Here is a 14,305-nt window from a genome sequence, read left to right on the forward strand (position 1 = left end):
TTTAATAGTGAGGGTGAGAATTATATTAATATGATAATTCAAAAGGGGGATTAGCATGAGTATCCAAGTAATAGAAAAAGAAGAAATGAAGGTCGTTGGGATTTCATGGAATGGAACTTACTCACAAATTAATACACTTCCAACTCTCTTTAAAAAGATGGTAAATCGACTAGCAGAAGTATCTTATCAAACGAATGAACCTGTTTTAATCGCACCTTTTCATAGCAGGGAAACAGAAATTACTTATTATGTGACAACACCTGTTGAAAAAATTGAGGCAATTCCAGATGGAATGGTTGGTTTTACAATTCCAAGTAAAAATTATGTTTACGCTACACATCGAGGAAGTCATGAAGAAGTGGAAAATACATATAAACAAATTTATTCTTGGATGGAAGAATATGGGTATGAACAGGATTACAATGCATTAAGTATAGAAGTATTTAAAGAAGAGCATAAACATCAAAATGAGAATGGCGAACTTTATTTTGATATTTATTTACCTGTAAAGACTTATAAACAATAACTAAGACGGGAAAATTAAGAGGGTAAATAAGCCTAGAGTATTAATATCGTCTATAGTAAAGACTAGTTAGAGCGAATTACTTTACTATTAGAATGAAATATCATAACATATAGATATATATTCAAATAATTTCCTTCGGGGTCAGGTGAAATTCCTAACCGGCGGTGATGAAGCTAAGCTTCTTAGTCCGTGACCCGGTTAACATAATTATGTTAAGCGGTGGATCTGGTGAAACTCCAGGGCCGACAGTTAAAGTCTGGATGGGAGAAGGAAAAGACAGGATTAACAGTAGGGTGAAGTGTGCCTATTTTTAAGCCTTTATTTTCTATTGCCTTTTTACTGACCCTGATGACTTATTGTTATCAGGGTCTTTCTTTTTTTAGAGTAAGAATTAAAGGGAAACATAGTAAGGAGTAGGAACAATATGTTTACTGGAATTATTGAAGAAATTGGCGTAGTTGCAAACATCCAGCGGACGGGCGAATCGTTTGTATTAACCATTGAAGCGAAAAAAATACTGAACGATGTCCATCTTGGTGACAGTATTGCTGTTAATGGGGTTTGTCTAACCGTTACATCCTTTACTGGAAGACTGTTTACGGTAGATGTTATGCCGGAGACGGTCAGAGCCAGCAGTTTAAACATGGTAAAACGGGGTTCGAAAGTAAATCTTGAACGGGCGATGGCAGCGGGTGGCAGGTTTGGCGGTCATTTCGTTTCAGGTCATATTGACGGAACAGGTGTAATAAAAAGTAAACAATCACTTGAAAATGCGATTTACTATGAGATTGAAGCCGAAGAGGAATTATTGAAATATGTAATCTTAAGAGGGTCAATTGCGGTTGATGGGACAAGCTTAACCGTATTTTCCGTTTCGGAGAATAGTTTTACATTATCCATTATCCCGCATACGTTGTCAGAATCGATTCTAGGGCTTAAGGGTTCAGGGGATATTGTAAACTTAGAATGCGATATGATAGGAAAATATGTTGGTCATTTTATTAATAATTTTTCTAATCAACTTCCGCAAAAAAGCAACAAAGGGATAACCGCTAATTTTTTAGAAGAGAATGGATTTTTTTAAACAATGATCGTTACATAATGATCGAAAGGAGAGATACCCGTGTTTAATTCAATTGATGAAGCACTATCGGATTTAAAGGAAGGTAAGGTGGTCATTGTCTGTGATGACGAGGATAGGGAAAATGAAGGGGACTTTATTTCCCTAGCTGAAAAAGCAACACCCGAGGTCATCAATCTTATGGCCACTCACGGCCGAGGTCTAATCTGTGTGCCTATTGCCGAGGATTTAGCTAAGAAGCTTGACTTACATCCAATGGTTACAAACAACACAGATCCGAAACGAACTGCTTTTACTGTCAGTATTGATCATAAATTCTCGACCACTGGCATTTCTGCATTTGAAAGATCCGCAACCGTTTTGAGTATGGTTGACCCAGAATCAGAAGCCGCTGATTTTTTAAGACCAGGGCATATTTTTCCACTCATTGCTAAACAAGGTGGAGTTCTAAAGAGAAATGGACATACAGAAGCAGCGGTGGATCTTGCCAAATTATGCGGCGCTAAGCCTGCTGGGGTTATTTGTGAAATTATGAATGATGATGGAACGATGGCCCGGGTTCCCGATCTTTTCAAAATTGCTGAGAAAATGAATCTTAAAATGATTACGATTAAAGATTTAGTTGAATACCGAATGAAAAAAGAAAACTTGGTTAAGCGTGAAGTTTAACTAAAAAAATTGCTAATACACAAAACAATCGATGGAGGTATACACATGGGAAATATTTTCGAAGGAAATTTAGTTGGCTCTGGTTTAAAAATTGGAATTGTTGTTGGACGTTTTAATGAATTTATTACCAGTAAGTTATTAAGCGGTGCACAGGATGCACTTAAAAGACATGGCGTTAGCGAGTCAGACGTTGACCTTGCGTGGGTTCCCGGGGCATTTGAGATTTCATTAATCGCCCAAAAAATGGCCAATAGCAATAAATATGATGCGGTAATTACGTTAGGAACAGTCATTCGCGGTTCAACTCCACATTTTGACTTTGTTTGTAATGAAGTAGCAAAAGGTGTTTCTGCAATCAATTTAAAAAGTGGCATTCCTGTTATTTTTGGAGTGTTAACAACGGATTCAATCGAACAAGCAATTGAGCGTGCTGGAACAAAGGCAGGTAATAAAGGTTGGGACGCAGCAACGGCTGCAATTGAAATGGCAAATTTATGCAGAAGTATTGAATCATAAATTATTGTAAAAAAACATATACAATTCATTCCACTTTTTCTATAATTAACGTAACAAAAAATATTCTTAAAATTAGGTGCTAAAATCTCAGATTTTAAGCTTAAAAGGGAAGTTGGTAGAAGCCAACGCGGTCCCGCCACTGTAAATGGGAGCAACCTATAATATGTCACTGTCAATTACGATGGGAAGGCATAGGAAGCGATGATCATGAGCCAGGAAACCTGCCTAATTCTTGTGCGCCAAGTAACCTACGAGGATAGGAAGGTGTTGAAGGCTAGACTCCTTTTACTTTTGCTAGTAATAGAATCTATTCATACCAACATCTCCATTAAACCGTGGAGATGTTTTTTTTGTTATCCAAGCCATTTTGTTTGCACAAGAAAGATTTATTTTTTTGTTACATACAAGATATACCACAGAAAGCAGGGAGAAAAATGAAAAAATTGTATTCATTGCTGTTAGTAGTATTATTGACAGTAGGAGTGTTAGCGGGTTGTGCTGAAAAGAAAGATCAGGTAAAGGAAGAACCAAAAACTAGTGTAGAGAAGAAAACAGCGGAAATAACCTATCCATTAACGCTTACGGATGCAACCAAGGCAAAAGTTACTATTGAAAAGAAACCGGGAAGTATTGTTTCTCTGATCCCAAGTAATACTGAAATTGTTTTTGCCTTAGGTCTTGATAAAGAAGTAGTGGGAGTAACTGATTTCGACAATTATCCAGAAGCGGCAACCAAGAAAGAGAAAATTGGCGGACAAGAAATAAACTTAGAAAAAATCATTTCCTTAAAGCCAGATTTAGTGTTAGCGCATGCCTCTTGGGCTTCTAGTTCTAAAGCAGGGCTTCAGCAATTAAAAGATGCAGGGATTCCTGTTTTAGTCGTTAATGATGCGCAAAACTTTGATCAAGTGTTTGATTCTATAGAATTGATTGGGAAAGCTACTGGTGAAACAGCAAAAGCTGATGAAATCATCACTGGGATGAAAAATAAATTAGCAGAAATTAAAGAAAAGGCTGGAGAGATAAAAGAAAAGAAAAAAGTATTGGTCGAGGTTTCACCAGCTCCAGAAATTTATACGCCTGGGAAGAATACGTTTATGGATCAAATGCTTAGTGTAATAAACGCTGAAAATATTGCTAATGATCAAGAAGGCTGGATTAAAATTGACCAAGAAGCAATGATTAAACGCAATCCAGATGTTATTGTCACAACCTACGGGTACTATGTGAAAAATCCAGCTGAACAAGTGTTAAGCAGAAAGGGCTGGGAAGCAGTCAACGCTGTAAAAAATAAGCAAGTAGTCGATGTAGATTCTGATCGTGTCACTCGCTCAGGACCTAGGATCATTGAAGGAGTAGAAGATCTTGCAAAGGCTGTCTATCCTGAAGTTTTTAAATAACAAGTATTTAGCCTTTTGTATAGCTGGAATTTTCCTAGTTCTTTCTATATTAATAGGTATTTCGATTGGAACGGTTTCGGTTCCAATCATAACCATTATAAAGGTAATAAGTGCAAAATTATTTGGGTTCATTTCCTTGGAGACCTTTGACCCAATGTATACGAGTATTGTCTTAAATATTCGTTTACCTAGAGTAATCTTATCAGGTCTTGTCGGGGCTTCCCTTGCTATTGCAGGGGCAGCCTTTCAAGGTCTGCTTAGAAATCCGTTAGCAGATCCTTATACATTAGGTGTATCCTCGGGAGCGTCTGTGGGGGCAGTTTTGACCCTGTTTTTTCAGCTCTCCATTCCCTTCATAGGATCCTTTACATTACCATTGCTAAGTATCCTATTCTCTTTTTTTACAATCTTCTTAGTACTCATGTTTGCGAGTAAAATCGAACGATCAATGCGAGTAGAAACCATTATCTTAACAGGTATTATTTTCAGTTCCTTTCTAGGAGCCATTATTTCGCTCATGATAGCACTGACAGGGGATGAACTTCGGCAGATCATTGGCTGGCTTTTGGGAAGTGTTTCCATGAGAGGCTGGGATTACATAAAAATCATTTTACCATTTTTCATCATAGGCTCATGTTTGCTTCTTTTCAATGCAAAGGAACTAAATGCGATGTCATTTGGGGAAGAAAGGGCACAACATTTAGGAGTTAATGTACATAAGAGAAAGCTCATAGTTTTGACGGCCGGCTCGATATTAACAGGGGCAGCCGTTGCAGTGTCAGGCACCATTGGTTTTGTTGGTCTGGTCATTCCACATTTGTCGAGATTATTATGGGGGCCCGATCATCGCCATCTTCTTCCTTTGTCGATTATAACGGGGGCAGGTTTTTTAATTTTAGCTGACCTGGTTTCAAGAACGATCATTTCTCCTACAGAATTACCAATTGGTGTCATCACAGCTTTAATTGGTGCTCCGGTATTTGCAATAATCCTGCTACAAAGAAAAAGAGAAAGAAGTGGTTAAAGGATGCTTAGTGTTCAAATGGTTTCTGGTGGATACACGAATGAAGCGGTTCTGGAGGATATTTCTTTTGAAGTGGAAAAGGGAGAACTTTTCGGAATCCTCGGTCCGAATGGAAGTGGAAAAACAACCCTTTTAAAAATGCTAAGCGGCATTTTACCAATTCAAAAAGGTGAGATTCAAATCAACGGAAAACGGCTCCAGCATTACAATGCAAAACAATTGGCCAAAATAATAGCTGTTCTCTCCCAACATTCATCACAGTCTTTTTCTTACTCGGTGAAAGAAACCGTATCGCTCGGACGTTATGCCCATCAAAAGGGGTTGTTTCAATCTTGGGGTCCAGCTGATGAAGAGGTTGTCCAAAGAGTAATGAAACAAATTGGTGTATCCAGTTTTCAAAATAAAAATATTCAGGAGTTATCAGGAGGGGAAAAACAAAGAGTTTTTCTCGCCCAAGCTCTAGCCCAAGAGCCTGAAATCCTTTTATTAGATGAACCTACAAATCATTTAGATTTATCCTACCAGAAGGAATTGTTAGATTTCTTAAAACAATGGACTGCAGAAAATCGGTTAACGGTCATCTCTATTTTTCATGATTTAAACCTTGCTGGGCTTTATTGTGACCGACTGCTTCTCCTTGAAAACGGACGGATTAATATCAATCACATTCCTAATGAGGTGCTTCGTGAAGAACGGATCAGAGACGTGTACCATGCCGACATTCAAAAACACCCTCATCCTAGAGTCGCTGCACCACAGATGGCATTATTACCAAAAGTAATTCACAACGAGGTCATGTTTACAATAGATGAGTCAAGGTTACATATATCAAAAGAAATGATTGAATTAACGTCTCCTATGCCGCTAAGAACCATGTCCTCAGGAGTAATTGGTTCCGGTACAGGATGGCATCAAACGTTTGTGAATCGACATGTCAACAAGGATTACAGATGTAATGACCACCGCAGCGAGATGGCCTTATTTTTGAAATCAAAAGGGTTTGAACCGTCAGAAACTGTGGGCATGATGACAGCAGTCATCTTGGAAGATGTTGTTCACAAAAGATACACCGGTACTGGTTTCTCAATATTTGTGGTGGTAACAGCTGGGGTTGGAAATGCGATTGATGCTTCGAAAAGTGAACTACATTCATTTGAAATGATTCCTGGAACTATCAATACATGGATTTATGTCGAGGGAGAGTTAACAGAAGAAGCCTTTATCCAGAGCATCATGACTGCCACTGAGGCAAAAGTTAAGGCATTGAATGATCTAATGGTAATGGATGAAGTGACAGGAACCTTCGCGACCGGAACATCGACTGATAGTATTTTAATTGCTGCTACACAAACAGGCTCGGTGCTGGAATTTGCAGGAACGATTACTCCGTTAGGAAAGCTCATAAGCAAAGCTGTTTATCAGTGCACCACAGAAGCGATTCAAAAATCAAGCAAAAGGAAACGAAAATGTTAGTTAATCATTTATCTGCGATAACAATTGCGTATATTATCGACATGTTTATTGGTGATCCACCCAACTGGCCTCATCCTGTAAAATGGATTGGTACAATGATTTCATTTTTTGAGAAACGCTTAAATACGGGGAAGTTTAAAAAATGGAAAGGGGTAGGAATGCTCCTTTTTATTTTACTCTTTGTTTATTTCATTGTATTCGTTTTAATTTTGGTCGGTTATCGTGTTCATCCATTTGTAGGTATATTAGTAGAAAGTATCATAATATCAACAACTATTGCTCAAAAGAGTTTAAAGGGAGCGGCCCTAGAGGTTTATCGACCATTAAGAGAAGGGAAACTTTCTGAAGCGAGGAAAAAACTATCCTATATTGTTGGCCGTGATACTGAAAACCTTGATGAAGGTGAAATTGCAAGGGGTGCGATTGAAACGGTGGCTGAAAATACAAGCGATGGGGTGACAGCCCCAATGTTTTGGGCACTCATTGGCGGGGCACCACTGGCGATGGTTTATCGGGCAACGAATACATGTGACTCGATGGTGGGCCACATGAATGATAGATATAAAGAGTTTGGATGGGCATCTGCAAAATGGGATGATGTAATGAATTGGATACCGAGTCGATTAACAGGAATGACGATGCTGATTGGAAAACGACCAGAAAAGACAGGTTTCAGGCGTGCTTGGATGATTTTGTTCCGTGATGCGAAAAAGCATCCCAGTCCAAACAGCGGTTGGGGAGAGGCGGCTGTTGCAGCTATTTTAGGGATCCAGCTAGGCGGTATCAATTATTACAAAGGGATTCAATCGAACCGCGCAAAAATGGGTGATCCAATTCAAATAATCCAAGCAGCGCAGATCCTTGGAGCCAATTCTATTCTTAGCCGAACGGTTTTTCTGTTTTTACTACTATTATGGATAGGGGGAATATTCCTTGAGTTGGCCGTCACATGGATCGAATCCTCAATATTTATATAAAGCTATGGGATTAGCGCTCCCAAAGGAGTTTATCGATTTTAGCGCAAATATTAATCCATTGGGTCCACCAACTGCGCTAAAGGAAAAGTGGGTGGATTTTTTTCGAGAAATTCATGTGTACCCAGATCCGTTTGCCACAAAGCTTACGGACATGATTTCAAACGTAGAACAGATCAAGAGTGATTCCATTTTAATTGGTAATGGCGGAGCAGAACTGATTACACTGCTTGGACGAATGCTTGCTCGCAAAAGGGTCCTCATTGTCGAGCCGACTTTTTCAGAATATGAAGAAGTATGTCGGGCCAATCAATGTGAAATTGTTTATCATCAATTAGCGGAGCCGGACTTTACATTGAATCTAACTGATTTACGCTCTAATTTAGAAGATGTGGATGCTATGTTTTTGTGTAACCCTAATAACCCAACCGGAATTCACTATCCTCCATCAACGATAATCTCTATGGTAGAAGAGTGTGAAAAACGAGGTTGTCTCGTCATCTTAGATGAAGCTTTTTTTGATTTTTTAATCGAATATGAATCATTTGTTCCATACATAAACCGATTTTCAAATTTAATTATTATTCGCTCGCTGACAAAGATGTTTGCGATACCAGGAATTCGCTTGGGATATTTAGTCGCACAACCTGCGATTGTTTCAGAACTGAGCAAGCAGCAATCCCATTGGAGCACCAATACCATTGCGTTACTAGCAGGGGAGCTTTGCCTGCAAAACAAAGGTTTTATTAAAGAGACACAGGAATTTATTGGTTGTGAGCGAAAGAGGCTATTTGCTTTTTTTCATCAAAATAACTATATTGCTTCGTCATCTCATGTGAATTTCTACTTACTACAGGATCCACTTTTACAGGATCAATTCACATTATTTGAGTTTCTTGTTCATCAGGGCATCATCCCACGACATACTTTTAATTTCCCAGGCTTGGAGGGAAGATGGCTGCGATTTGCTATAAAAGGTTATGAAGAAAATAATCGATTAATGGAGGTGTTAACTCAATGGCGGCATCAACACTCATCTTGATAATGGGTGGTGTGAGGAGCGGAAAGAGTAGCTTTGCGGAGAGGACAGCAATAGAAATGGCAAGTAAAACTGGAGGTCGACTTAACTATCTGGCTACGGGTGTTGCTTCAGATCCAGAAATGAAGGAACGAATTGAAAAACACCAACGGGATCGCTTAACAGGAGCCTGTCAATGGCAAACATATGAACAGTCCGTTCAAATAGGGAAGATAGCGGATGAATTTAAATCCGAGGATGTGGTTTTACTAGATTGTCTCACCACACTATTAAATAATGAACTTTTTTCTTCTGATCAAGAGTGGGATGAACGATTCTTAACCACTATTAAAGATACTATTCTCACCGGGATTACTACTATAAAGAAACGTGTCGGAACCATGTTAATCGTTAGTAATGAAGTTTTAAATGAATCTTTACTCGGCAATGAATTGGTGTTTACATATGGCCGTTTACTTGGACAAATCCATCAATACATAGTCAGGGAGGCGGACCAAGTATTTTTAGTGGAAGCAGGGATTCCAATCGTTTTGAAGGGAGCAATAAAATGAAAGGAATCATGATTCAGGGGACAGCTTCAGATGTGGGCAAAAGTTTAATCGTAACAACCCTGTGCCGAATCCTTTCCAACGAGGGAGTAAGGGTCACTCCGTTTAAATCCCAGAACATGTCCAATAATTCTTACGTGACAAGCGACGGAAATGAGATTGGAAGAGCACAAGGAATTCAAGCAGAGGCTGCTAGAATAGAGCCCTCTGTATGGATGAATCCGATTCTATTAAAGCCGCGTTCCGCACAGGACGCTGAAATTGTTTACTTAGGGAAAGCAATCGAGACGCTTTCAGGGAGCGGGTATCGTGATCACTTTTATGAGAAGGGGTTAGCAGTAATTAAGGAATCACTTCAACAACTTGCAACTGAATATGATGTAGTCGTCATTGAGGGAGCAGGCAGCCCAGTTGAAATTAATTTAAAGGACCGCGAACTTGTTAATATGAAGGTGGCCGAATTGGCGGATATACCAGTTGTTTTGGTTGCTGATATTGACCGCGGCGGAGTGTTTGCAAGTATCGTTGGCACGCTTGATTTACTGGAGCCTAACGAAAGGGAAAGAGTAGTTGGTGTAATTATTAATAAGTTTCGTGGCGATCTCAGCTTATTTGAGGATGGAATTCAGTGGCTCGAAGAAAAAACAGGTGTCCCAGTACTAGGTGTATTGCCGTTTGTGGAAAATCATATGATTGATGGCGAGGACTCATTATCGATCAGGACCCAATTTTCCTATCCGAAAAAAGGGACACTAGATATTGCTGTCATCCACCTCCCGTTTATTTCAAATTACAGTGACTTGGAGCCATTCTTATATGAGGAGGATGTAACAATCCGCTGGGTCAAAAATTCAAGTGAATTCGGACAACCGGATGCGATTATCCTACCTGGTACAAAAAGTACGATCAGTGACATGCAAAATTTACGAGATAAACAGTTAGATATTTTAATCAAAAAACATGTGGCCAATGGCGGTTTTATTGTAGGTATCTGTGGTGGGTATCAAATCCTCGGTGAAGAATTGATTGATAAAGAAGGAAGGGACACAAACATTCCTAACTACAAGGTTAAAGGATTAGGAATGATCCCAGCGACGACTACTTTTTATCAAGATAAGGAAACCAATCAAGTCAATGCTCAGTATCACAAAGCTACGGGATTACCTGCATTTCAAGGGCTAGAGGGCTATGAAATTCATTTAGGAAAGACTACCGTTTCTAAAGGTGGTATTCCATTTTTAACCTTTGCTAATGGGGAAGATGATGGGTATTTCGGAAATGACGGACATATCATTGGAACATATCTTCATCATCTTTTTCATAATGATGAGTGGAGAAATCACTGGTTAAACATGATTCGGAAAAAGAAAGGTCTGCCTGTCCAAGAAATTAAATCTATTAGCGAGTATAAAGATAAACGATTTAATATTTTAGCAAATGAGATGAAAAGTCACATAAAATGGGATCTGATGAAAAAGCTCATCCATCAATGGGGTTCAAAATGATGATGTTCTGGAAAGGTTTTTTAATCGATATTCAATTTTTTACAGCAATCCCGATCAGAAGAGAATTGCCTATGGATAAGGAACACCTTAAAAAGGCAGTGCAAACATTCCCGCTCGTAGGATTAATGCAAGGGATTATTTATTCAGCGCTCTTATATCTTTGTCTGGAATTTACTCCTTTTAGCCACCTTGCTTCAGCCTTCTTGCTCTGGCTGGCAACAATTCTCTTGACGGGAGGAATTCATCTCGATGGCTGGATGGATGCGAGTGATGCTTTTTTTTCCTATCAAGATCAGGAGAAAAGGCTTGAAATTATGAAGGATCCTAGAACAGGTGCCTTTGGCGTTCTGTCCATATTGGTTTTATTAAGCTGTCGGTTTCTTTTTATTTATGAAAGTATAGCGAATGTTGAAAACGTCCTATTTATCATTATTGCACTTATTCCTTTTTTAAGTAAAAATGTCATGGGAGTTCTGTTGTTAACTGTGAAGACCGCCAAAAATGAAGGACTCGGCGCATTGTTCCAAAATGCGGCGAAACCGCAGTCACTATGGCTGTATCCCATTTACTTAATCTGTCTGCTCATTTTAGTTAGTTTTTTTAATAAGCAATTCTTCAATATAGGTATATTAATTCTGATTTCCGCATGCTGTATATTTCTGTTTCGCCGAAAAGCTGTGAAATGGTTTGGCGGTATTACTGGGGATGTCTTAGGCGCTGCGGTGGAAGGGACTGAGTTATTACTGTGGATGACCGTGTGGTTATTGCATTATTTCGTCATGGTGTAACCGAAGAGAACAAACGCAAAGCCTATTTGGGCTGGAATGATTCACCCTTATCTCCTGAAATAAAGGATTTAGTCATTTCAAAAAGTTATGAGCAGTATTATTCTAGTGATTTGCAAAGATGTGTTCAAACAGGAGAAAGATTATTTTCAAATGCTCAGTTAAATCTTGTCAAAGAATTACGAGAAATGAATTTCGGTAAATGGGAAGGGAAAACGTACGAAGAATTAAAAGAAAATGTTCACTATCGCAACTGGCTGAAAGCTCCTACTTTACATCTTCCGCCGGAAGGTGAATCATATCATGAATTCACCATAAGGATTGATTCTGGCTGGACTAAAATTGCCGACGAGATATTTATGTCAAACCTTAGGAGCTGTGCGGTAATTACTCATGGAGGAGTTATTCGCTATCTGTTATCAAGGTTTGCTCCGGTCAAAAAAGAATTTTGGGCGTGGGAGGTAAATCATGATCAAGGGTACGAACTCATTTTTGAAAGGGAATCATTAAGGAGAGGTGAACGATGCATTTTATTATTGGAGGTGCCTTTAACGGCAAAAGGGCATGGGTAAAGGATACCTATAACCGTTTCAAGAATAAACATTGGGTTTCAGCTTACGATGGCCACTCTCTCCCGATAAATCTAATTGATTTCGACGAGGGTGTGGTAATTCTTGAGGGACTAGAAATTTGGCTGAAAGATTTAACAGCGACATTTGATGCCGATAAGTGTCGGAAGATCTGGGTCAATTATTTAGAGGAATGGACTACTTGGGAAAATGCGAGCGAACAGCGAAAGTTAGTTGTGATTGGAACTGATATAACAAAAGGAATTGTTCCAATGGAGGTAGAAAATAGACGATGGCGGGATGTAACCGGTTGGGCATATCAAGATATCGCCTCCAAAGCCGAAAAAGTTGACGTCATATGGTACGGATTAAACCAAACTATAAAGTAAAGGGGAATATGACAATGAGAATTTACACAAGAACAGGTGACAAAGGAAAAACAAGCATCATCGGTGGACGGGTAGATAAAGATGACACCCGTGTTGAAGCATACGGTACCGTGGACGAAGTCAATTGCTTTGTCGGTCAGGCCATTCAAGAACTGGACCCAAATTTATTTAAGGACGTTCTGGCAGATCTTGAAAAAATCCAACATGAATTATTTGATTGTGGTGGGGACCTTGCAAATGTGACGGCAAAGCGGGAATTAAAACTTCACCAAGAGTCAATTGATTACCTTGAAAAGAAAATCGACGAGTACATTGAAGAAGCGCCTGAGTTAGAGCGATTTATTTTACCAGGAGGAACCAAACCATCTGCTTCCATTCATATCGCTAGAACGGTGACAAGACGAGCAGAACGATTAGTTGTTAAGTTAGTAAAAGCTGATCCGAAAACATCTGAAATAGCTTTGATGTACCTTAACCGCCTTTCAGACTATTTCTTTGCGCTGGCAAGAGTGATTAACTTCCGCTTACAGGTCAGCGATGTAGAATATGTTCGCAGTGCGAATGTGTTCAGGGATGGGAAGCGTAAGGAGGAAAAGTGAATGAAAGGAAAATGGATTAGCGGACTAGCGATGTTAACGGCATTGTCTGTGGTCGGAGCTATGATTAAGATTCCAGCTATTGTCGGCAGCGTCGCATTGGATGCATTCCCTGCACTTTTGGCAGCAGTCTTGTTTGGGGCAGGGGCAGGTGCATTAGTGGGGGCATTTGGGCATCTATTATCGGCATTGATCGGTGGGTTCCCACTAGGGCCCTTGCACTTTTTAATTGCTGTCGAAATGGCTGTGCTGGTTTGGGTTTTTGGGCACATGTATAAAAATAATAAAATTTTAGCAGGTGTGGTTTTTATCATTGGAAACTCATTGATTGCCCCGTTACCATTTATTTATTTAATGAATGTAGGATTTTATTTGGGAATTATTCCTTCCTTGCTCATTGGTTCCATCATCAATACGGTCTTCGCAATGGTCGCAATTCCACGACTAACATCTCTCGTAAAACATGGATTACCCAATCGGGATGTCAAACAATGAGGGATATCGTAACCATTCCTTTTAGCGGTGGGGACTCCCTCATTATTACTTGTGATAATAGCGGGGCCATTGGAATGAGGGAGCAAGACCATGTTCATGTTCCCTATGAAATCGTAGCTTATTATGCATTCAGAGTTGCCGCGATGGAATGTATCGCAGCAGGAGGGGAGCCTATTTCAGTATTGCTTCATAACTTTTGTGGGAATGAACCATGGGATGAGCTAGTTGAAGGGATCGAACTGGGACTTTCCGAACTAGAGTTATCAGGAGTCAGTATTTCTGGAAGTACAGAAAGTAACTTTCAGCTTCTGCAATCTGCGGTTGGGTTGGTTGTTCTTGGCAAAAAATCAACGGCTCAAATAACCGACCGAACTTTCTCAGAACAATTGAAATTGGCTGTTGTCGGTTTACCTCTAGTTGGAGATGAAGTGATCGAACTAAAGGATCAGGTTGCACCTCTACATATATTCAAAGAGGTCAGCAAGATTAATGATATTATGCTATGGCCGGTTGGTTCTAAAGGGATTCTGTATGAACTCAATCAAATGTTTCCAAATGAAAAGATAACACAAGACAGGGTGAGCACTACTGTTGATATAATCAAATCTGCTGGCCCATCCACCTGTTTCATGGCGTGCTTTCAACCCGAACAGGAAGAAATCCTCCGAAAAATCACAGGGGACTTGTTCCATACCTTAGAAATAAAAAAATAGCAC

Annotated in this window: 16 protein-coding genes, 1 pseudogene and 2 riboswitches; all 17 genes and pseudogenes read left to right on the top strand. The window is 39.5% G+C overall.

Translation table 11 applies throughout. From position 1 onward, the window contains the following. Positions 1-55: 55 nt before the first annotated feature. On the top strand, positions 56-526 hold the full coding sequence (locus QNH17_RS11525; protein ID WP_283878804.1) for a GyrI-like domain-containing protein: 471 nt from the start codon (positions 56-58) through the stop codon (positions 524-526). Between the two features lie 127 nt (positions 527-653). Further along, positions 654-802, top strand: a riboswitch (FMN riboswitch). 148 nt (positions 803-950) lie between these two features. Beyond that, positions 951-1,610, top strand: a complete 660-nt coding sequence (gene ribE, locus QNH17_RS11530) for a riboflavin synthase (RefSeq protein ID WP_283878805.1) — start codon at positions 951-953, stop codon at positions 1,608-1,610. Positions 1,611-1,649: 39 nt separating this feature from the next. Beyond that, positions 1,650-2,273 (top strand): annotated as a pseudogene (ribB, locus tag QNH17_RS11535) (3,4-dihydroxy-2-butanone-4-phosphate synthase); the annotation flags it as partial. Positions 2,274-2,321: 48 nt separating this feature from the next. Next, entirely contained in the window at positions 2,322-2,792 is a 471-nt protein-coding gene (ribH, locus tag QNH17_RS11540) for a 6,7-dimethyl-8-ribityllumazine synthase (protein ID WP_026566960.1), read from the top strand. 57 nt (positions 2,793-2,849) lie between these two features. Then, positions 2,850-3,035, top strand: a riboswitch (cobalamin riboswitch). Between the two features lie 191 nt (positions 3,036-3,226). After that, entirely contained in the window at positions 3,227-4,192 is a 966-nt protein-coding gene (locus QNH17_RS11545) for an ABC transporter substrate-binding protein (protein WP_283878806.1), read from the top strand. After that, positions 4,158-5,216: a FecCD family ABC transporter permease gene (locus QNH17_RS11550; RefSeq protein WP_283878807.1), complete on the top strand. Its 1,059-nt coding sequence runs from the start codon at positions 4,158-4,160 to the stop codon at positions 5,214-5,216. The genes QNH17_RS11545 and QNH17_RS11550 overlap by 35 nt, the downstream gene beginning before the upstream one ends. 3 nt (positions 5,217-5,219) lie before the next feature. Beyond that, a complete protein-coding gene (locus tag QNH17_RS11555; protein ID WP_283878808.1) occupies positions 5,220-6,689 on the top strand; it encodes an adenosylcobinamide amidohydrolase in 1,470 nt (489 codons plus the stop codon). Beyond that, the gene (cbiB, locus tag QNH17_RS11560; protein ID WP_283878809.1) at positions 6,683-7,666 is read left to right on the top strand and encodes an adenosylcobinamide-phosphate synthase CbiB; all 984 of its coding nucleotides are present in this window, start codon (positions 6,683-6,685) and stop codon (positions 7,664-7,666) included. The genes QNH17_RS11555 and cbiB overlap by 7 nt, the downstream gene beginning before the upstream one ends. Beyond that, positions 7,623-8,705: a threonine-phosphate decarboxylase CobD gene (gene cobD / locus QNH17_RS11565; protein WP_283878810.1), complete on the top strand. Its 1,083-nt coding sequence runs from the start codon at positions 7,623-7,625 to the stop codon at positions 8,703-8,705. Before cbiB ends, cobD begins: the two co-directional genes overlap by 44 nt. Beyond that, a complete protein-coding gene (locus QNH17_RS11570; protein ID WP_283878811.1) occupies positions 8,681-9,253 on the top strand; it encodes a bifunctional adenosylcobinamide kinase/adenosylcobinamide-phosphate guanylyltransferase in 573 nt (190 codons plus the stop codon). Before cobD ends, QNH17_RS11570 begins: the two co-directional genes overlap by 25 nt. Continuing rightward, positions 9,250-10,755: a cobyric acid synthase gene (locus tag QNH17_RS11575; RefSeq protein ID WP_283878812.1), complete on the top strand. Its 1,506-nt coding sequence runs from the start codon at positions 9,250-9,252 to the stop codon at positions 10,753-10,755. The genes QNH17_RS11570 and QNH17_RS11575 overlap by 4 nt, the downstream gene beginning before the upstream one ends. Next, a complete protein-coding gene (cobS, locus tag QNH17_RS11580) occupies positions 10,755-11,543 on the top strand; it encodes an adenosylcobinamide-GDP ribazoletransferase (RefSeq protein WP_283878813.1) in 789 nt (262 codons plus the stop codon). The genes QNH17_RS11575 and cobS overlap by 1 nt, the downstream gene beginning before the upstream one ends. Continuing rightward, entirely contained in the window at positions 11,513-12,112 is a 600-nt protein-coding gene (locus tag QNH17_RS11585; RefSeq protein ID WP_283878814.1) for a histidine phosphatase family protein, read from the top strand. The genes cobS and QNH17_RS11585 overlap by 31 nt, the downstream gene beginning before the upstream one ends. Then, positions 12,064-12,498, top strand: a complete 435-nt coding sequence (locus tag QNH17_RS11590) for a bifunctional adenosylcobinamide kinase/adenosylcobinamide-phosphate guanylyltransferase (protein ID WP_283878815.1) — start codon at positions 12,064-12,066, stop codon at positions 12,496-12,498. Before QNH17_RS11585 ends, QNH17_RS11590 begins: the two co-directional genes overlap by 49 nt. Positions 12,499-12,512: 14 nt before the next feature. Then, positions 12,513-13,097, top strand: a complete 585-nt coding sequence (locus QNH17_RS11595) for a cob(I)yrinic acid a,c-diamide adenosyltransferase (protein ID WP_026566971.1) — start codon at positions 12,513-12,515, stop codon at positions 13,095-13,097. Further along, positions 13,098-13,589, top strand: coding sequence for an ECF transporter S component (locus QNH17_RS11600; protein ID WP_283878816.1), 492 nt, complete (start codon positions 13,098-13,100; stop codon positions 13,587-13,589). After that, entirely contained in the window at positions 13,586-14,302 is a 717-nt protein-coding gene (locus QNH17_RS11605; RefSeq protein WP_283878817.1) for an ATP-binding protein, read from the top strand. The genes QNH17_RS11600 and QNH17_RS11605 overlap by 4 nt, the downstream gene beginning before the upstream one ends. The last annotated feature ends 3 nt before the right edge of the window (positions 14,303-14,305 follow it).

The organism is Neobacillus sp. SuZ13, assembly GCF_030123365.1.
Taxonomy (GTDB): Bacteria; Bacillota; Bacilli; order Bacillales; family Cytobacillaceae; genus Neobacillus.